This is a genomic window from Pseudomonas sp. TE3-3-F2023 (genome assembly GCF_036784815.1).
GTDB classification, from domain to species: domain Bacteria; phylum Pseudomonadota; class Gammaproteobacteria; order Pseudomonadales; family Pseudomonadaceae; genus Aquipseudomonas; species Aquipseudomonas pudica.
Genome location: NZ_CP145113.1, coordinates 240,496 through 257,117, shown reverse-complemented (window position 1 = coordinate 257,117; position 16,622 = coordinate 240,496). Strand labels below are relative to the sequence as shown.

Annotated in this window: 15 protein-coding genes; 9 read left to right on the top strand and 6 right to left on the bottom strand. The window is 64.0% G+C overall.

Features of this window, described 5'->3' with window-relative positions; all coding sequences use genetic code 11:
- Position 1: 1 nt before the first annotated feature.
- Positions 2-2,260, top strand: coding sequence for a DNA topoisomerase IV subunit A (gene parC / locus V3314_RS01185; protein ID WP_135001315.1), 2,259 nt, complete (start codon positions 2-4; stop codon positions 2,258-2,260).
- Between the two features lie 172 nt (positions 2,261-2,432).
- Positions 2,433-3,143 carry a PqiC family protein gene (locus V3314_RS01180; RefSeq protein WP_085599741.1) on the top strand — a complete coding sequence of 237 codons (711 nt, stop codon included), beginning with the start codon at positions 2,433-2,435 and terminating at the stop codon, positions 3,141-3,143.
- 159 nt (positions 3,144-3,302) lie between these two features.
- On the opposite strand, the gene V3314_RS01175 is transcribed toward V3314_RS01180, so the two are convergent.
- On the bottom strand, positions 3,303-4,760 hold the full coding sequence (locus V3314_RS01175; protein WP_196188368.1) for an AhpA/YtjB family protein: 1,458 nt from the start codon (positions 4,758-4,760) through the stop codon (positions 3,303-3,305).
- A gap of 135 nt (positions 4,761-4,895) precedes the next feature.
- On the opposite strand from V3314_RS01175, the gene serB reads away from it, so the two are divergent.
- Complete coding sequence (gene serB, locus V3314_RS01170) at positions 4,896-6,110, top strand: phosphoserine phosphatase SerB (RefSeq protein ID WP_085599738.1); 1,215 nt, start codon at positions 4,896-4,898, stop codon at positions 6,108-6,110.
- A gap of 46 nt (positions 6,111-6,156) precedes the next feature.
- Here serB and asd read toward each other — a convergent pair whose 3' ends face one another.
- Genes asd through V3314_RS01155 form a run of 3 tightly spaced genes read right to left on the bottom strand, consistent with a single transcriptional unit; the run spans position 6,157 to position 9,419 of the window.
- Positions 6,157-7,020 carry an archaetidylserine decarboxylase gene (gene asd / locus V3314_RS01165; RefSeq protein WP_046613345.1) on the bottom strand — a complete coding sequence of 288 codons (864 nt, stop codon included), beginning with the start codon at positions 7,018-7,020 and terminating at the stop codon, positions 6,157-6,159.
- A 9-nt stretch (positions 7,021-7,029) separates the two neighbouring features.
- Entirely contained in the window at positions 7,030-7,839 is an 810-nt protein-coding gene (locus V3314_RS01160) for a rhodanese-like domain-containing protein (RefSeq protein WP_046613344.1), read from the bottom strand.
- A gap of 44 nt (positions 7,840-7,883) precedes the next feature.
- On the bottom strand, positions 7,884-9,419 hold the full coding sequence (locus V3314_RS01155; RefSeq protein WP_322492374.1) for an HDOD domain-containing protein: 1,536 nt from the start codon (positions 9,417-9,419) through the stop codon (positions 7,884-7,886).
- Between the two features lie 130 nt (positions 9,420-9,549).
- Between V3314_RS01155 and motA the strand changes: the two genes are divergently transcribed.
- Positions 9,550-10,401, top strand: a complete 852-nt coding sequence (motA, locus tag V3314_RS01150; protein ID WP_015272014.1) for a flagellar motor stator protein MotA — start codon at positions 9,550-9,552, stop codon at positions 10,399-10,401.
- Positions 10,402-10,404: 3 nt separating this feature from the next.
- Positions 10,405-11,418 carry a flagellar motor protein MotB gene (motB, locus tag V3314_RS01145; RefSeq protein ID WP_013974445.1) on the top strand — a complete coding sequence of 338 codons (1,014 nt, stop codon included), beginning with the start codon at positions 10,405-10,407 and terminating at the stop codon, positions 11,416-11,418.
- A gap of 180 nt (positions 11,419-11,598) precedes the next feature.
- Here the strand turns inward: motB and rsgA are convergent, their stop codons facing one another.
- Positions 11,599-12,630 carry a small ribosomal subunit biogenesis GTPase RsgA gene (gene rsgA, locus V3314_RS01140; protein WP_046613339.1) on the bottom strand — a complete coding sequence of 344 codons (1,032 nt, stop codon included), beginning with the start codon at positions 12,628-12,630 and terminating at the stop codon, positions 11,599-11,601.
- Between the two features lie 143 nt (positions 12,631-12,773).
- Here rsgA and orn point away from each other — a divergent pair, with 143 nt between their 5' ends.
- Both orn and V3314_RS01130 read left to right on the top strand, forming a co-directional pair.
- Positions 12,774-13,316 (top strand): oligoribonuclease, encoded by a 543-nt coding sequence (gene orn / locus V3314_RS01135; RefSeq protein WP_046613338.1) that lies wholly within the window; start codon positions 12,774-12,776, stop codon positions 13,314-13,316.
- Positions 13,317-13,416: 100 nt separating this feature from the next.
- Positions 13,417-14,028 carry a trimeric intracellular cation channel family protein gene (locus V3314_RS01130; protein ID WP_046613337.1) on the top strand — a complete coding sequence of 204 codons (612 nt, stop codon included), beginning with the start codon at positions 13,417-13,419 and terminating at the stop codon, positions 14,026-14,028.
- A gap of 138 nt (positions 14,029-14,166) precedes the next feature.
- On the opposite strand, the gene queG is transcribed toward V3314_RS01130, so the two are convergent.
- A complete protein-coding gene (gene queG / locus V3314_RS01125; protein ID WP_046613335.1) occupies positions 14,167-15,231 on the bottom strand; it encodes a tRNA epoxyqueuosine(34) reductase QueG in 1,065 nt (354 codons plus the stop codon).
- Positions 15,232-15,296: 65 nt separating this feature from the next.
- Here queG and V3314_RS01120 point away from each other — a divergent pair, with 65 nt between their 5' ends.
- Positions 15,297-16,157 (top strand): NAD(P)H-hydrate dehydratase, encoded by an 861-nt coding sequence (locus tag V3314_RS01120; RefSeq protein ID WP_046613333.1) that lies wholly within the window; start codon positions 15,297-15,299, stop codon positions 16,155-16,157.
- On the top strand, positions 16,145-16,618 hold the full coding sequence (gene tsaE, locus V3314_RS01115) for a tRNA (adenosine(37)-N6)-threonylcarbamoyltransferase complex ATPase subunit type 1 TsaE (RefSeq protein ID WP_135001317.1): 474 nt from the start codon (positions 16,145-16,147) through the stop codon (positions 16,616-16,618). Before V3314_RS01120 ends, tsaE begins: the two co-directional genes overlap by 13 nt.
- Positions 16,619-16,622 lie beyond the last annotated feature (4 nt).

Here is a 16,622-nt window from a genome sequence, read left to right as displayed (position 1 = left end):
CATGAGCGACTCACTGGAACTCAGCCTGGACGGCGTTGAACGCCGCTCGCTGGCTGACTTCACCGAACAGGCCTACCTCAACTACTCCATGTACGTGATCATGGACCGCGCTTTGCCGCACATCGGCGATGGCCTGAAGCCGGTGCAGCGACGCATCGTCTACGCCATGAGCGAGTTGGGGCTCGATGCCGATGCCAAGCACAAGAAGTCCGCGCGTACCGTCGGTGACGTGCTCGGCAAGTTCCACCCCCACGGCGACTCGGCCTGCTACGAGGCCATGGTGCTGATGGCGCAGCCGTTCAGCTACCGCTATACCCTGGTCGACGGCCAGGGCAACTGGGGTGCGCCGGACGATCCGAAGTCCTTCGCCGCCATGCGTTATACCGAAGCCCGCCTTTCGCGCTACGCCGAAGTGCTGCTCAGCGAAGTCGGCCAGGGTACCGTGGACTGGGTGCCAAACTTCGACGGCACCCTTCAGGAGCCGGCTGTGCTGCCGGCGCGCCTGCCCAACATTCTGCTCAACGGCACCACTGGTATCGCCGTGGGCATGGCCACCGACGTGCCGCCGCACAACCTGCGTGAAGTGGCCACGGCCTGTGTGCGTCTGCTCGACGAGCCCAAGGCCACCATCGAGCAGCTGTGCGAGCACATCCAGGGGCCGGACTACCCGACCGAGGCCGAGATCGTCACGCCGCGGGCAGAAATCCTCAAGATGTACGAAAGCGGGCGCGGCTCCATCCGCATGCGCGCCGTATACCGCGTCGAGGATGGCGACATCGTCGTCACCGCGCTGCCGCACCAGGTCTCCGGGGCCAAGGTGCTGGAGCAGATCGCTGCGCAGATGCAGGCCAAGAAGCTGCCGATGGTTGCCGACCTGCGTGACGAGTCGGACCACGAGAACCCGTGCCGCATCGTCATTATCCCGCGCTCCAACCGCGTGGATGCCGATGAACTGATGCAGCACTTGTTCGCTACCACTGACCTGGAAAGCAGCTATCGGGTCAACATAAACATCATCGGCCTGGACGGCCGGCCACAGCTGAAGAACTTGCGCGCGCTGCTGCTGGAGTGGCTGGAGTTCCGTACCGCTACCGTCCGCCGCCGCCTGCAGCACCGCCTGGACAAGGTGGAGAAGCGCCTGCACCTGTTGGAAGGTTTGCTCACCGCGTTCCTCAACCTGGATGAAGTGATCCATATCATCCGTACCGAGGACCAGCCAAAGCAGGCCCTGATCGCCCGATTCGACCTGACCGAAATCCAGGCCGACTACATTCTCGAGACCCGCCTGCGGCAGCTGGCGCGCCTGGAAGAGATGAAGATCCGCGGCGAGCAGGATGAATTGCTGAAAGAGCAGGCCAAGCTGCTCGCCCTGCTGGGCAGCGATGCCAAGCTGCGCAAACTGGTACGTAGCGAGCTGATCAAGGATGCCGAAACCTATGGCGACGACCGCCGCTCGCCTATCGTCGAGCGTGCCGAGGCCAAGGCGCTGTCGGAAAACGAGCTGATGCCGACTGAGCCGGTTACCGTGGTGCTGTCGGAAAAGGGCTGGGTGCGCTGCGCCAAGGGCCACGACATCGATGCCACCGGCCTGTCGTACAAGGCCGGCGATGGCTTCAAGGCCGCCGCCGCCGGGCGCTCCAACCAGTTTGCCGTGCTCATCGACTCCACTGGCCGCAGCTACTCGCTGGCCGCTCACAGCCTGCCATCGGCGCGCGGCCAGGGCGAACCGCTAACCGGCCGCCTGACGCCACCACCGGGGGCCACCTTCGAGTGCGTGCTGTTGCCGGACGACGATGCGCTGTACGTAGTGGCCTCGGACGCCGGTTATGGCTTCGTGGTCAAAGGTGAAGACCTGCAGGCCAAGAACAAGGCCGGCAAGGGCCTGCTCAGCCTGCCCAACGGTGCCAAGGTCATGACCCCGCGCCCGGTGGCCAACCGCGAGCAGGACTGGCTGGCGGCGGTGACCACCGAAGGCCGTCTGCTGGTGTTCAAGGTCAGCGACCTGCCTCAGTTGGGCAAGGGCAAGGGCAACAAGATCATCGGGGTACCGGGCGACCGGGTAGCCAGCCGTGAAGAATTTGTTACCGATCTTGCCGTGATTGCCGATGGTGCGACACTTGTATTGCAAGCCGGCAAGCGTACCCTATCTCTGAAAGCGGATGACCTGGAGCATTACAAGGGCGAGCGCGGACGGCGTGGCAGCAAGCTGCCACGCGGGTTCCAGCGGGTCGATGGATTGCAGGTGGAAGTGCCGACATAAACGGTTTTAATGTCTGGAACGGCAATTTCAGCGTCGTTCCGGGCAGAAATGCTGGAGTCGGACGGTTATTTCGCGGATGATATGGCCCTTGCGGTGCCGGCGTGGCCGTGTGCCCGTTTGAATCTATGTGTATCACTGCGGTTGGCCTTTTGGCGACCGCCTGGATGGGATGATGAAATTTCTGCGCCTTCCATTTGCGCTGTTGATGACTGGCCTGCTGGGCCTTGGCGGGTGCACCATGCACAAGCCGGTTGCCCTGTACCAGCTCGACAGTGGTGATCCTGGCCAGCCTTCGCAGAGCGCGGGCATGGCCGTGGTGCTCGGCCCGGTATCGGTTGCCGATTACCTGCAACGTGAGACATTTCTGCAGCGTCAGGCCGATGGCAGCCTGAGTTCGGCGACCGACGGTCGTTGGGCCGGCAGCCTTTCGTCGGATATCGACCAGCTCCTGGTACGCCAGCTCGCATGGCGCCTGGACAGCCAGCGCGTGGTGCTGGCCCCGGCAGCGGCCGGTTTCAACCCGGATGTACAAGTACTGCTATCGATCACTCGCCTGGACTCGGGCAAGGACCAGCCGGCCATTCTGGATGCTCAATGGCGTCTGCTGGATCGCCGTGGCCATGTGCGTGACAACCGCATCGTTCATCTCGAGCAGCCACATGCGGGCAGCGAGGCGTCGCAGGTGCAGGCCCAGGGCCAATTGCTGCAGAAGCTGGCCGAGCAGCTGAGCACTGCGGTCAAGCCGTTGGCCAACCAGCCAGCGATCGCCGAAGAGTCGCCAAAAAAGCCGGCTGCGCCGGTGCAGGTGAAGAAGGCGCCGGAGAAATCCAAGATCCCGATGGCGGCACCGATTCGTACCGATATGGAAGTTTATCGGTTCTGATCGAACTGCCAGATACGAAAAAGCCCGCAATGATGCGGGCTTTTTCGTATCTGCTGTTTTTGTACTGTCTGTGCTGGCCTCTTCGCGGGTAAACCCGCTCCCACAGGTTGGTGCAGGCCCTGTGGGAGCGGGTTGACCTGCGATGGGGCCAGCCCGGTATCAGGCCCGGCGTTCGTGCATCCGCGCCAACTGCCGCTCCAGCATCGACGGGTAGGGTTCCATCAGGCGCTCCACGCAGCAGGCGCCTTCGGGGCTGGCAATCGGGCGAATGCGGGCGCGCTGGCGAATCAGGGTGTCATCGCTGATCTGCCGCTCCACCAGCAACAGGTTGCGGCTGTGCTGCGACAGCGCCAACGCGTCCTGGGCCTTTTCGGCCATCAGCAGGTCTACCAGCTCCAGCCCTTGCAGGTCGTTGCCCAGGGCCAGGCCCAGTTGCAACTGCAGGGTAATGCCGCTGTCCGCCACCTCGATCTGCAGGGCATGGCCCAGCGCGCGCAACAACTCGCCGCAGCAGATGGCGTTGGTCAGGTAGTCCTCGCCGCAGTCGCGGCTGTGGAACAGCACCAAGGTGCTGCCGTCGTTGAGTGTGTGAGTTTCGCCGTCGTAGAGCGAGGCGGCGTGCTCCAGGCAATCGCGGTAGCGCTCGGTCAGTTCGGTCAGGCGCGTGCGCGGCAGGCGACGCAGCTGCTCCTGCGAACCCAGCTGCACGGCGAGCACTGCGCTGTACTGCGGCTCGTCGGATTCGACCACGGCGGCCTTGGGCGCGCTTTCGTCGTCCAGCAGCCCGGCGAAGGCTTCGTCGTCATCCTCGTCTGCCTGAGCGGCAAGCTTGGCGCGCGGTGCAGCCTTGGCTGCCGGGATGGCGTCGTGCAGGTCGTCGAATTGCTCGTCGTCGTCTTCTTCAGGCTCCGGCTCAGGTGGCGGCGGCGGGGCCAGGCGCGCGTGCAGCTGGCGGGCGATGTCGCCGATCTCGTCCTGGCGGTCGGTGGCCGGGGTATAGGGTTGCGGGTCGCGCAGCCACACCCGCAGTTGCAGCAGCGGCAGGGTGATGAAGCGGCCCTGGCGCAGGCTCAGGGTCAGTGCCAGCACCAGCAGGATGGCGGCAAGGATGCCCATGCTCTGCAGGCTGATCAGCATCGGCTGCTGGAACTGGCTCATGTCCAGGCTGATGCGCAGTTGCCCGGCGGTCACGTCCTGGAAGGTGATCTTGGTCTGGTACAGGCCTTCGGCCTCGCCCAGCAGGCTGTTGCGTGGGCGCTGGCCGGCCTCGGCGAGGATACGGTTGTCCACGCTGTAGATCGCCGCATGGGCCACCAGCGGGTTTTTCACCAGGTTGCCGAGCAGCACGTTGAGGCTGAGGATGTCGTTGGCCACCAGCAGCTCGGTCGCCGAGGTGGCGGTCTGGGTGGTCAGGCTCTGGCCCAGGGCATCGGCCTGCTCGTGCATGGCCTGCTTGAACTGCAGGCCCATCACGCAGGCGTAGATCACCAACGCCAGCGCCACCAGGAAAATGTTGGTGCAGGCGATGCGCAGTGCCAGTGGCACGCGACGTTGACTCAGGGCGCGATAGATCATCAGGAAGAAGTTGTCTGCTTTGACGGGCGTGGGCCGGTTCACTGAGCTCGGCTCTTAATGGCATGAAAGTGTGGGGCAGTATAGCGAGCCGGGTTTTGTCGGCAAAGTATCGTTGGCGCCCGATGGTCACGGAAAATCGGTAGAATGCGCATTTTTCATCGAAGTCGGAGCCAGGTTGTGCGCGAAATCGTCCTGATCAACATCACCGGTGAGGATCGTCCCGGTCTCACTGCGGCTATCACCGGCGTCCTGCTGCAGGGCGGTGTGAGCATCCTCGACATTGGCCTGGCGGTCATGCACGGTACCTTGTCGTTCGGCATCCTGGTCGATATCCCGGACAACGAAGTGGCCACCTCCCTGCTGCAGAGCGTGCAGGCCAAGGCCCATGAACTGAACCTGCAGGCCCGCTACACACCGATTTCCGAGGCGGACTACCAGCACTGGGCCGATGGCCACGGCGAGGCGCGCCACATCGTCACCTTGCTCAGCCGCAAGATCACCCCCGAGCAACTGCAGCGGGTGAGTGCGGTGATCAGTCAGTACGGCCTGACCATCGAGCGCATCGAGCGCCTGTCGGCCCGTGTGGCGCTGGATGCCGATACCGACAAGGGCAAGGCGGCCATCGAGATTTCCGTGCGCGGCGTGCCGAGCGATGCCCAGGCGCTGCGTGCCGACTTCTTCGCCTTGGCTGAAGAGCTGAGCATCGACATCGCCTTCCAGAAGGACGACCTGTTCCGCCGCAACCGCCGCCTGGCGGTGTTCGACATGGACTCGACGCTGATCGAAGCCGAAGTCATCGACGAACTGGCCAAGGCCGCTGGCGTAGGTGAGCAGGTGGCCGCGATCACCGAACGTGCCATGCGCGGCGAGCTGGACTTCCGCGCCAGCTTCAAGGAGCGCATGGCCCTGCTCAAGGGCCTGGATGTAAGCGTGCTGGACGAGATCGGTGCGTCGCTGCGCCTGACCGAGGGCGCCGAGAACCTGTTTGCCGAGCTCAAGCGCCTGGGCTACAAGACGGCGATCCTGTCCGGTGGCTTCACTTACTTTGCCCGCCAGGTGCAGGCGCGCCTGGGCATCGACTATGTCTTCGCCAATGAGCTGGAAGTGGTCGATGGCAAGGTTACCGGCGTGGCTGTGGAGCCGATCGTGGATGCCCAGCGCAAGGCCGACCTGCTGCAGAAGTTGGCCAGCGAAGAAGGCTTGCAGCTGGAGCAGACCATTGCTGTGGGTGACGGTGCCAACGACCTGCCGATGTTGTCGCTGGCCGGCCTGGGCGTGGCATTCCGTGCCAAGCCGCTGGTGCGCCAGTCGGCCAAGCAGGCGATTTCTACCCTGGGGCTGGATGGTGTGTTGTATCTGCTGGGCCTGCGGGACCGCGACGCGCGCGGCTGATTCGAGAACCCGGGGCCGCAAAGCGGCCCCATGTTCCATCAGGCAATCAAGCCTGTACAGGCACCGCCAACTGCTGCCCCATGCGCACCGCAGAACCGGCACCCAGGTTCTCCGCCCACTTCACCTGCTCCGGCCCGAACAGCACGATGGCGGTCGAGCCCAGCTTGAAGCGGCCCAGTTCGGCGCCTTTCTCCAGGTGGATCGGTGTGCGGCTGGCTTCGTCGTAACGGAAGGTCTTCAGTTCACGCTTGGGTGGCGTTACCAGCCCGGCCCACACGGTTTCGATCGAAGCGACGATCATCGCGCCAACCAGCACCACGGCCATCGGCCCGCGCTCTGTGTCGAACAGGCAAACCACGCGCTCGTTGCGGGCAAACAGTTCGGGGACGTTCTCTGCGGTGGTCTGGTTGACCGAGAACAGGCGGCCCGGCACGTAGACCATTTCCCGCAGGGTACCGGCCAGCGGCATGTGCACGCGGTGGTAATCCTTGGGCGACAGGTAGATGGTGGCGAACTCGCCGCCCATGAACGGCGCGGCCATGGCCGGGTCACCGCCCAGCAGCTCCTGCGCGCTGAAACCGTGGCCCTTGGCCTGGAAGATGCGGCCGTGCTCGATCGGGCCAAGCTGGCTGACGGCACCGTCGGCGGGGCACAGGATGGCGCCCGGGGTCTCGTCCAGTGGGCGGGCACCCGGCTTCAGGGCGCGGGTGAAGAAGGCATTGAAGTGCTCGTAGGCGCTCAGGTCCTCGACCAGCGCTTCGCTCATGTTGACCTGATAACGCTTGGCGAACCAGGCGGTGAAGGCGTTCTTGAACCAGCGCACGCGGCACTCGGCGATGCAGCCGGCCAGCCGCGACAGCAGGTGGTGCGGCAGCAGGTATTGGCTGATGATGAACAAACGGGATTTCATTCAGGTTCCTTAGACTTCTACAGGCGTGTCCGGGTGGTTGCCCCATTCGCTCCACGAGCCGGCGTAGGCCTTGACGCGCGGGTAGCCTAGGGCCTTGGCCACCAGGTAGGTGAAACCGGAGCGGCGGTGGGTCTGGCAGTGGGTGATCACCTCCTTGTCGGGGGTGATACCCAGCTTCTGCAGAACTTCGGCGATGTCCTTGCGGATGCGCAGGTGGTCGTTGAGATCCATGCCGGCGGTCCATTCGAAGTTGATCGCGCCGGGGATGTGGCCGCCCTTGGCTGCCAGTACTTTCTCACCGCTGAATTCCTGCGGTCCACGGGCGTCCCAGATGACCAGATCGTCGGCGCCCAGGCGGCTTTGCAGGTACTCGCGGGTGGCGGTTGGCGAACTGTCGATGCGCAGGTGCACCGGCGTGTTGCCGCTGGCGGGCACTTCTGTGGAGAGCTTGTCGGCGGGCCAGGCCTGGATGCCGCCATTGAGGTAGTGGTAACGCTTGTGGCCGATCACGTCGAGCAGCCAGATGAAACGCCCGGCCCAGCCGCCGCCCTCATCGTCATACACCACATACACGGCATCGTCGCGGTGGCCGAGTTCGCTGAACAGTTTTTCCAGCTCACCCAGGGCCGGCAGCAGGCCGGGTGCGGGGGGCTGGCCGAGCTGGGTACGCTTGCCTTCGACAAAGCGTGCGCCGGGAATATGCCCGCTGACATAGCGGTTGGCGCTGCTCAGGTCGACCAGGATCAGCTGTGGCGAATCCAGGCGCGGTAGCAGGTCCGCGGCTTCGATCACCAGGGGCAGGCCTGAAAAGTCAGTCATCCACGGTCTCCAGTGTGGAAAGAGGGGCGATTGTAGCGCAAGGCTCAGGCCTTGCGGTTGGCAAACACCGACAGCGCCCGTTCAGTGCACTGTGCGGTCTTGCCGAAGGCTTGAACGCTGACATCGGCCAGCGGCCGGCAGCCCTGGTCAGCCACCATCAGCATCAGTACCTGGTCCGCCACCGCCAGCGAGCGCAGCAGCACGTGCTCGCTGCGGAACAAGGCGCGCAGCGGGGCCGGCAGCAGGGCCGAGAACTGGCTGTGGTTTTCCGGGGTAATACGTAATTGACCGGCCTTTGCCAGCAGCTTTTGCAGCAGTTTGTTCTGCGCCACCGGCAGTACCAGCGCCCCGGCTTCCTTGGGCAGGCCGGCCATCTGCTGCACGCGCAGCTGGTCGTTTGCCTTGTCCAGGCTCAGCAGCAGGATCCTCTGCATGCCAGAGACCAGAAGGGCCTCGATAACATGGGTGGCCAGGTGCACGCTGTTGGTGAACGGGCTGGGCTGGGCCAGAAGGTCCTGGCACAGCTTGCGCCAGCGCGCCAATTCGTCGCTGGTGGGCGGTGGCGGAGCCAGCATGTCGGGGTGCGGGCGGCGCTGGTGCCAGGGCCAGATCAGCGCTTCGGCTGGGTGGAACAGGGCATGCTGGGCATGACGGCGGGCGCTGGCCGCAGCCTGCTGGTGCACTTGCTGTTGCACGTCGTCCAGCGAGGTCTGCAGGTACAGGGCGGTCAACAGTTGCCAGCGCAACAGGTGCGGGTTATCCCAGCCCACTTGTGCCGCCAGGGCCAGGTTGTTGGCCAGCAGCACGGTGTTGGCCGGCTGGTTGAACCAGCGGCGCAGGCCAGGCTCGGCGTCTAGGCGGTGTTGCTGGCTTAGCAGGTCCGGGTCGCGGGCAATACTGAGCACCTGGGCCAGTTGTTCGCGCTCTTCCAGCAGCAGGCGGTAACCCTGGGTCACCCATTGTGGCAGGCGCCAGTACTCCGCCATGGTCTGGCACAGTTCCATGATGCGCACGCCAAACAGTTCTTCCTCGACATGGGCGGCGTCTTCACCCTTGTGGATAACCCGCAGCTCCCAGGTATCGAGCAGCTTGGGGTAGGCCAACGCCAGCGGCCAGAGTGGCGACAGGAACAACAGGCTGCCCCAGTGGATTTCCTGCCACAGCCGTGCCAGACGGCTGGCGAACAGGCCGCTGGCCTGCTGCGAGGCGTGCTGGCTGATCAGCTGAAACTGGCACAGTACCGGTGGGATTTCTTCTACGGGCACCGCTGGCAGGCGTTTGAGCAGCTGTTCGCTACGCTCGAGGCCCAGGCGGTTGAGGGCGACTTCCAGGCTTTCGGCGGGCTCTGCCAGGCTGGCATTGGTGGGATGATTGGCTTCGCGCATCACCGACAGCACCAGTGCCGGGCTATCCTGCATCAGTTCGGCGATATCCCGCAGCGAGCGGCGGTTATCGTGGATGGCGGCCATGACCCGGTCGTAGCTATGCTTCGGCACGGGGATGCGAACACTCTCGAGCAGCTTTACCCAGGCCTCTAGCGTACGTGGAGCCTGAGCGGGCACCTTGGTTTCAATTGGCATTTTGACATCAGTCCGAACTGGCTTTTCGCATTGAGTGGCTATAGTCTGGCGCAGTTCTGCCGATAAGTAGAAGAAGAGTTTTAAAGCTCCCGTCTCTTCCCCTGACCACGACAGCAAGTGCTTTGAACCTATGGCTAAAATTATCGGCATCATCGTCGTATTCGCGAGCGTGCTCGGCGGATACGTGCTTTCCCACGGCAAGATCGCGGCGCTGATCCAGCCGTTCGAAGTACTGATCATCGGCGGTGCGGCCTTTGGTGCATTCCTGCAGGCCAACCCCGGCCACATGACCATGCACGTCATCAAGAAGTCGATGAAGATGTTCGGCTCGCGCTTCACTCATGCCTTCTACCTGGAAGTGCTGGGCCTGGTGTACGAAATCCTCAACAAGAGCCGGCGCGAAGGCATGATGGCCATCGAGGCCGACATCGAGGATGCCGCCGCCAGCCCGATCTTCGCCAAGTATCCGACGGTGCTTGCCGATGAGCGCATGACCGCGTTCGTCTGCGACTACCTGCGCATCATGTCCACCGGCAACATGGCCCCGCACGAACTCGAAGGCCTGTTCGACATGGAACTGCTGAGCATGAAGGAAGAACTGGAGCACCCGTCCCATGCGGTGACCGGCATCGCCGACGGCATGCCCGGCTTCGGTATCGTTGCGGCCGTACTGGGGATCGTGGTGACCATGGCCTCGCTCGGCGATGGTGACCAGGCCTCCATCGGCCTTCATGTGGGTGCGGCACTGGTGGGTACCTTCTTCGGTATTCTGGCGGCCTACGGCTTCTTCGGCCCATTGGCCAAGTGCCTGGAGCACGATGCCAAGGAAGAGCTGAACCTCTACGAATCGATCAAGGCTTCGCTGGTGGCCTCGGCCTCGGGCATGCCGCCTTCGCTGGCGGTCGAGTTCGGGCGCAAGGTGCTGTATCCCAAGCACCGCCCAAGCTTCGCCGAACTGGAACAAGCGGTTCGCGGTCGCTGAGTCATGGAGAACAATCAGCCCATCATCGTCAAGCGCGTCAAGCGCTTTGGCGGCGGCCACCACGGCGGCGCCTGGAAAATCGCCTTCGCCGACTTCGCCACGGCGATGATGGCGTTCTTCCTGGTGCTGTGGCTGTTGTCCACAGCCACCCCGGAACAGAAGATTGCCATTGCCGGCTACTTCAAGGACCCGATCGGTTTCTCGGAAAGCGGAACGCCCTACGTCATCGACCTGGGGGGCTCGCCTCAGCTGGCTCCGGAGAAGACCATCAACCCCGAAGCCAAGTCGGAACCGACGCCTGATACCAGCATCCAGCTGGACAAGGACCAGGTAGAGACCATGGCCGAGCAGGTCGAGCGTGAGCGCCTGGAGTTGCTGCTGCAGGAACTGCAGAACAAGGTGGAAGAGAACCCGCAGCTGCAGAAGTTCAAGGACCAGATCCTGTTCGAGATCACCCAGGACGGCCTGCGCATCCAGATCATGGACGCCGAGAACCGGCCGATGTTCGACATTGGCAGTGCGCGCCTGCAGCCGTACTTCGAGGACATCCTGCTGGCCATGGCCGACACCATCAAGGCGGTGCCGAACAAGATCAGCATCAGTGGCCACACCGACGCCAAGCCTTATGCCGGCAGTGGCGAGTTCGGCAACTGGGAACTGTCGGCCAACCGCGCCAACGCCGCGCGCCGTGCACTGGTGGCCGGCGGCTACCCGGATGGCCAGGTGGCGCGGGTGGTGGGTTACGCCTCGTCATCGCTGTTCGACCGCAAGGACCCGTTCAACCCGGTCAACCGCCGCATCGACATCATCGTGCTGACCAAGAAGGCCCAGCGCAATATCGAAGGCGAGCAGGGCGCGCCGGAAGCACCGGCTGCCGAGCCTGCGCCGCCGGCCGCTGCGGCACCGGCGGCGCCAGGGGAAGCCGGGCAGGCCCCCATGCAGCCGCGTGAACTGCGCCAGAAGCTGAACATCTTCGAAGAGGGGACGCTGAAGATGGATGAGGCCAAGGACCAGTAGGTTCTTGGCGCGCCCTGCACGGTCCTTGTAGGAGCGGCCTTGTGTCGCGATAGGGCCGCAGAGCGGCCCCGGCAATTTTTGCAAAAAAGCAGAAATCCGGGGGCCGCCTTGCGGCCCGATCGCGACACAAGGCCGCTCCTACAGGCGCGTGCTGCAGCTAAGCCTCGCGTCCACAGGGGGTCAGTAAGCGTCTTCCGGCAAACTGGCAATGATCGAGCGGTAGCTGTTCATCCGTTGCTGCTTGATACGCCCTTCGTCCAGCGCCTTGAGCAGCGCGCAGCCCGGTTCGCGATCATGCTTGCAGTCGCGGAAGCGGCAGGTGCCGAACAGGTCGCGGAATTCGATGAAACCATCCTCCACATCACTGCGGCTGACGTGACCCAGGCCGAACTCGCGGATGCCTGGCGAGTCGATCAGGTCGCCACCATTGGGGAAGTGGTACAACCGCGCGGTGGTGGTGGTGTGGGTGCCCTGGCCAGACCATTCCGACAGGTCGCCGACACGGGTGCCAGCGTCCGGCAGCAGGCTGTTGACCAGCGACGACTTGCCCACCCCCGACTGGCCGACGAACACGCTGATGTGGCCGTCGAGCATCTGTTGCAGGCGTTGCATACCGTCGCCGTGATGTGCCGAGACTTCCAGCAGCGGGTAGCCCAGCTCGCGGTACACCTCCAGCAGCGCATGCAGGCCCGGGCCGTTCTCGTCGTTGATCAGGTCGGCCTTGTTCAGCAGCAGCAGTGGGCGAATGCCTGCATGTTCCGCTGCCACCAGGTAACGGTCGATCAGGTTGGGGTGCGGTTCGGGCGCGGGGGCGAAGACGATCACGATCAGGTCGACGTTGGCCGCCACCGGCTTCAGCTGACCGTGGTTGTTCGGCCGGCACAGCTCGGTGCTGCGCGGCATCTGCGCGACAATCACGCCAATGCCCTGATTGCCCGCACGCCATACCACGCGGTCGCCGGTAACCAGCGCCGGCAGGTTGGCGCGCAAGTGGCAGCGGAACACCTGGCCTGCGGCTTCACCGTCCTGGGCTTCCACTTCTACCTGCACACCGAAGTGCGCAATCACCAGGCCCAGTTGTTCCGGCCCCAGGTCGCCACCCTCCAGTTCCTGTAACACGTGTTGTTCGCGTTTGGCCGCACGCGCGGCGCGCTCGTTCTGGATTTTTTCGATGCGCCAGTTCTGGCGGCGATTGAGCTGGCGTTTGGCCATGAAGGTTCCGTGCGTGGGGGCAGGTTGAAAACGGCAGGCAGTTTAGCACGCCAGGCGCCGGACCATTTGGCTTACCTTCGCGCCGTGAATGGGCGTGCCTTGACCACTACGCTACTATGACGGCCTATACGAGGAGCCCCCGCATGCAAAACCCACAGAACCTGATCTGGATCGACCTGGAAATGACCGGCCTGGATCCGGACAGCGACGTCATCATCGAGATGGCCACCATCGTCACCGACAGCGAACTGAACACCCTGGCCGAAGGGCCGGTGATCGCCATTCACCACAGTGACGAAGTGCTGGCGCGCATGGACGAGTGGAACACTCGCACCCATGGCGCTTCGGGCCTGACCCAGCGCGTACGCGAGAGCAAGGTCGACATGGCCGAAGCCGAGGCGCAGACCATTGCTTTCCTCGAGCAGTGGGTGCCGAAAGGCAAGTCGCCGATCTGTGGCAACAGTATCTGCCAGGACCGCCGTTTCCTGTACCGGCACATGCGCGACCTGGAGAACTACTTCCACTACCGCAACCTGGATGTCTCGACTCTGAAGGAGCTGGCTGCGCGCTGGGCGCCTGATGTGCGTGACAGCTTCAAGAAGGGCAACACCCACCTGGCGCTGGACGACATCCGCGAATCCATCGCCGAACTGCGCCACTATCGCGAGCACTTCATCAAGGTGTGAGCCGAAAAGGCGCGGATATTGTATCTGCGCCCTCTTTTGGTGCCATGGGCAACTGGTTAGACTGCGCGCCTTTCTCGCACGCCCGCACGGACCCCGCACCATGTTGTTGATGCTCTACCTCATTGCCATCACCGCCGAAGCCATGACCGGCGCGTTGTCTGCCGGCCGCCGCGGCATGGACTGGTTCGGCGTTGTGCTGATTGCCTGCGTCACCGCCCTGGGTGGCGGCTCGGTGCGTGACGTGCTGCTCGGGCATTACCCGCTGACCTGGGTGAAGCACCCTGAGTACCTGGTGCTGACCAGTTGTGCAGCACTGCTGACCATTTTCATCGCGCCGATGATGCGCCGGCTACGCTCGCTGTTCCTGGTGCTCGATGCTCTTGGGCTGGTGGCCTTTACCCTGATCGGCTGCATGACCGCACTGGAGATGGGGCAGGGCATGCTGGTGGCGTCGATCAGCGGGGTGATCACCGGGGTATTCGGCGGGATCTTGCGGGATATCTTCTGCAATGACATTCCCCTGGTGTTCCGCCGCGAGCTGTACGCCAGCGTCTCATTCGCGGCGGCTTGGTTCTACCTGGGCTGCGTGCATTTCAAGGTGCCGGCGGAACAGGCGATGCTGCTGACCTTGTTTGGCGGGTTCCTTGTGCGGTTGCTGGCGATTCGGTTCCATTGGGAAATGCCCAAGTTCCACTACAACGACCAGCAGTAACGCAGTTCCGGCACAACATGGCCCCTGTGGGAGCGGGCGAGCCCGCGAACACCGGCAGAGCCGGTGCCATCCACCGCGTTGTCGATTCGCGGGCACGCCCGCTCCCACAAGGGTGGCGCAAGCTCTGGGGCTGGGTCGCTATCGAGCGCCGTGCTGCGCCAGCGCCCACTCCACATGCTCCCTCACCAGCTCCGATGCATCATCGCGCCGCGCCTTCAACGCCTCGATCACCGGGATCGTCGATGGCGCATTGCCAAGCCCCACCGCCAGGTTGCGCAACCAGCGCTCATAACCGGCCCGGCGCAATGGCCCGCCTTCGGTCTTGCGCAGGAAGGTCCTTTCATCCCACAGGAACATCTCCGCCAACTCGGCATTCTCCAGCCCGTGCCGTGGCTGGAAGTCCTGTTCCTGGCTGTGCCTGGCAAAGCGGTTCCAGGGGCAGACGATCTGGCAGTCATCGCAACCGAACACCCGGTTGCCCATCTTCGAGCGCAACTCTACAGGGATCGGCCCCCGCAGTTCGATGGTCAGGTAGGAGATGCAGCGCCGTGCATCCAGCACATACGGCCCGACGAAGGCCTGGGTCGGGCAGATGTCCAGGCATGCCTGGCAGCGCCCGCAGTGTTCGCTGGTGGTGGCTTCATCAACCGGTAGCGGCAGGTCGACGAACAGCTCGGCGAGGAAGAAGTAGCTGCCCGCCTTGCGGTTTAGCAGGAGGGTATTCTTGCCGATCCAGCCCAGCCCGGCCTGCTCGGCCAGGGCCTTTTCCAGCACCGGAGCGCTGTCGACGAAGGCGCGGTAGCCGAACGGGCCGATGGCTTCCTGAATGCGATCGGCCAAAAACTGCACGCGCTTGCGCACCAGCTTGTGGTAATCCCGGCCCAGGGCGTAGCGCGACACGTAGGCTTTTTCCGGCTGAGCCAGGCGCTGGGCCATCTGCGTGTCGCCGGGCAGGTAATCCATGCGCAGCGATACCACACGTACCGTGCCGGGGATCAGTTGCTCTGGGTGCGCGCGCTTGCTGCCGTGAGCACCCAGATAATCCATCTCGCCCTGGTAGCCGGCGTCGAGCCAGCGCTGCAGGTGGTGTTCGTGTTCGCCAAGGTCGACCCCGGCGATGCCGACATGGGCAAAACCGAGTTCTTGGCCCCAAATCTTGATCGATTGGGCCAGTTGGGCGAGGTCAGGCGTACAGGCGGACATGGATGGGCAAGGCAATACGGGCTCAGGTGCGTATAATTCTGCCAGACATTGGAGCCTTTGACCCCATGCCGCAGACCAAACACCTCAGCCATACCTCTCAATTGCTCAGCAGCGTGACTGTCGCGCATCTGCCGGCACGGCTTGCGCATGCCCATAAAGGCGACTTCGGCCATGTACTGGTGGTCGGTGGCGACCTCGGTACCGGCGGCGCCGTGCTGCTCAGTGCCGAAGCCGCCCTGCGCTGTGGCGCTGGGCTGGTAAGCGTGGTGACCCGGCCCGAACACGTGACTGCCAGCCTGGCGCGCCTGCCCGAGGTCATGTGCCTGGGCGCCAGTTCGGCCAACCAGCTGATGGGCGTGCTGGAGCGCGCCTCGGTGCTGGTTGTCGGTCCCGGCCTGGGCCAGGCAGCCTGGGGCCGCAGCCTGCTGTCGGCGGTGGCCAATGCCGAGCGCCCGCAGGTGTGGGACGCCGATGCCCTTAACTTGCTGGCGCGCACCCCGTTGGCGCTGCCCAGTGGCAGCATCCTTACCCCGCACCCTGGGGAGGCGGCGCGGCTGCTGGGCATTTCCACCGAGGCTGTGCAGGCGGACCGCGCGGGCGCCGCACGCAAGCTGGCGCGCCGTTACAACAGCGTCTGCGTGCTCAAGGGGGCCGGCACTCTGGTAGCCGACCCGGCCGGGCAGCTGCTGCTGTGCGAACGCGGTCACCCGGCCATGGCCGGTGCTGGCCTTGGCGATGTGCTGACCGGCGTGCTGGCGGCTCTGCTGGCCCAAGGCCTGGATGCCTGGCATGCCGCAGGGCTGGGGGTATGGCTGCACGCCTGTGCCGGCGAGCGTCTGGGCGTAAAAGGTAGAGGCCTGGCGGCCAGTGATCTGGCGCCGGTCATTCGTGAGTTGTTGGAGGAGCATTCTGCGTGTCTGGCTTAAACCTGTTTCTGGCCGATGAAGCGGCCACGGTCAAATTTGGCGCACAACTGGCCGAGGTGACCGGCGGTCACGGCGTGATTTTTCTGGAAGGTGACCTGGGCGCGGGCAAAACCACGCTGTCGCGTGGCCTGATTCGTGGTCTGGGCCATACTGGTGCAGTGAAAAGCCCGACCTTCACCGTGGTCGAGCCTTACGAGATCGGTGAGGTGCGGGCGTTCCATTTCGACCTGTATCGCCTGGTCGATCCGGAAGAGCTGGAGTTCATGGGCATTCGTGACTATTTCGAGGGCGACCCGCTGTGCCTGTTCGAGTGGCCACAAAAGGGTGCGGGCGTTTTGCCAAAGCCCGACCTGACCATTACCATAAGCCCCCAAGCGGGCGGACGCTCGCTGATCCTTTCGCCGCAGGGGGCTCGCGGCGAGGCTTGGTGCGTGGCACTGGCCAAACACTATAAACAGTAAGTGG

What these genes read in the sequence shown, in the direction of transcription:
- parC (WP_135001315.1), top strand. Translation starts at nt 2, where the DNA reads ATGAGCGACTCACTGGAACTCAGCCTGGACGGCGTTGAACGCCGCTCG.
- V3314_RS01180 (WP_085599741.1), top strand. Translation starts at nt 2,433, where the DNA reads ATGAAATTTCTGCGCCTTCCATTTGCGCTGTTGATGACTGGCCTGCTG.
- asd (WP_046613345.1), bottom strand. Translation starts at nt 7,020, where the DNA reads ATGAAATCCCGTTTGTTCATCATCAGCCAATACCTGCTGCCGCACCAC.
- V3314_RS01160 (WP_046613344.1), bottom strand. Translation starts at nt 7,839, where the DNA reads ATGACTGACTTTTCAGGCCTGCCCCTGGTGATCGAAGCCGCGGACCTG.
- V3314_RS01155 (WP_322492374.1), bottom strand. Translation starts at nt 9,419, where the DNA reads ATGCCAATTGAAACCAAGGTGCCCGCTCAGGCTCCACGTACGCTAGAG.
- motA (WP_015272014.1), top strand. Translation starts at nt 9,550, where the DNA reads ATGGCTAAAATTATCGGCATCATCGTCGTATTCGCGAGCGTGCTCGGC.
- motB (WP_013974445.1), top strand. Translation starts at nt 10,405, where the DNA reads ATGGAGAACAATCAGCCCATCATCGTCAAGCGCGTCAAGCGCTTTGGC.
- rsgA (WP_046613339.1), bottom strand. Translation starts at nt 12,630, where the DNA reads ATGGCCAAACGCCAGCTCAATCGCCGCCAGAACTGGCGCATCGAAAAA.
- orn (WP_046613338.1), top strand. Translation starts at nt 12,774, where the DNA reads ATGCAAAACCCACAGAACCTGATCTGGATCGACCTGGAAATGACCGGC.
- V3314_RS01130 (WP_046613337.1), top strand. Translation starts at nt 13,417, where the DNA reads ATGTTGTTGATGCTCTACCTCATTGCCATCACCGCCGAAGCCATGACC.
- queG (WP_046613335.1), bottom strand. Translation starts at nt 15,231, where the DNA reads ATGTCCGCCTGTACGCCTGACCTCGCCCAACTGGCCCAATCGATCAAG.
- V3314_RS01120 (WP_046613333.1), top strand. Translation starts at nt 15,297, where the DNA reads ATGCCGCAGACCAAACACCTCAGCCATACCTCTCAATTGCTCAGCAGC.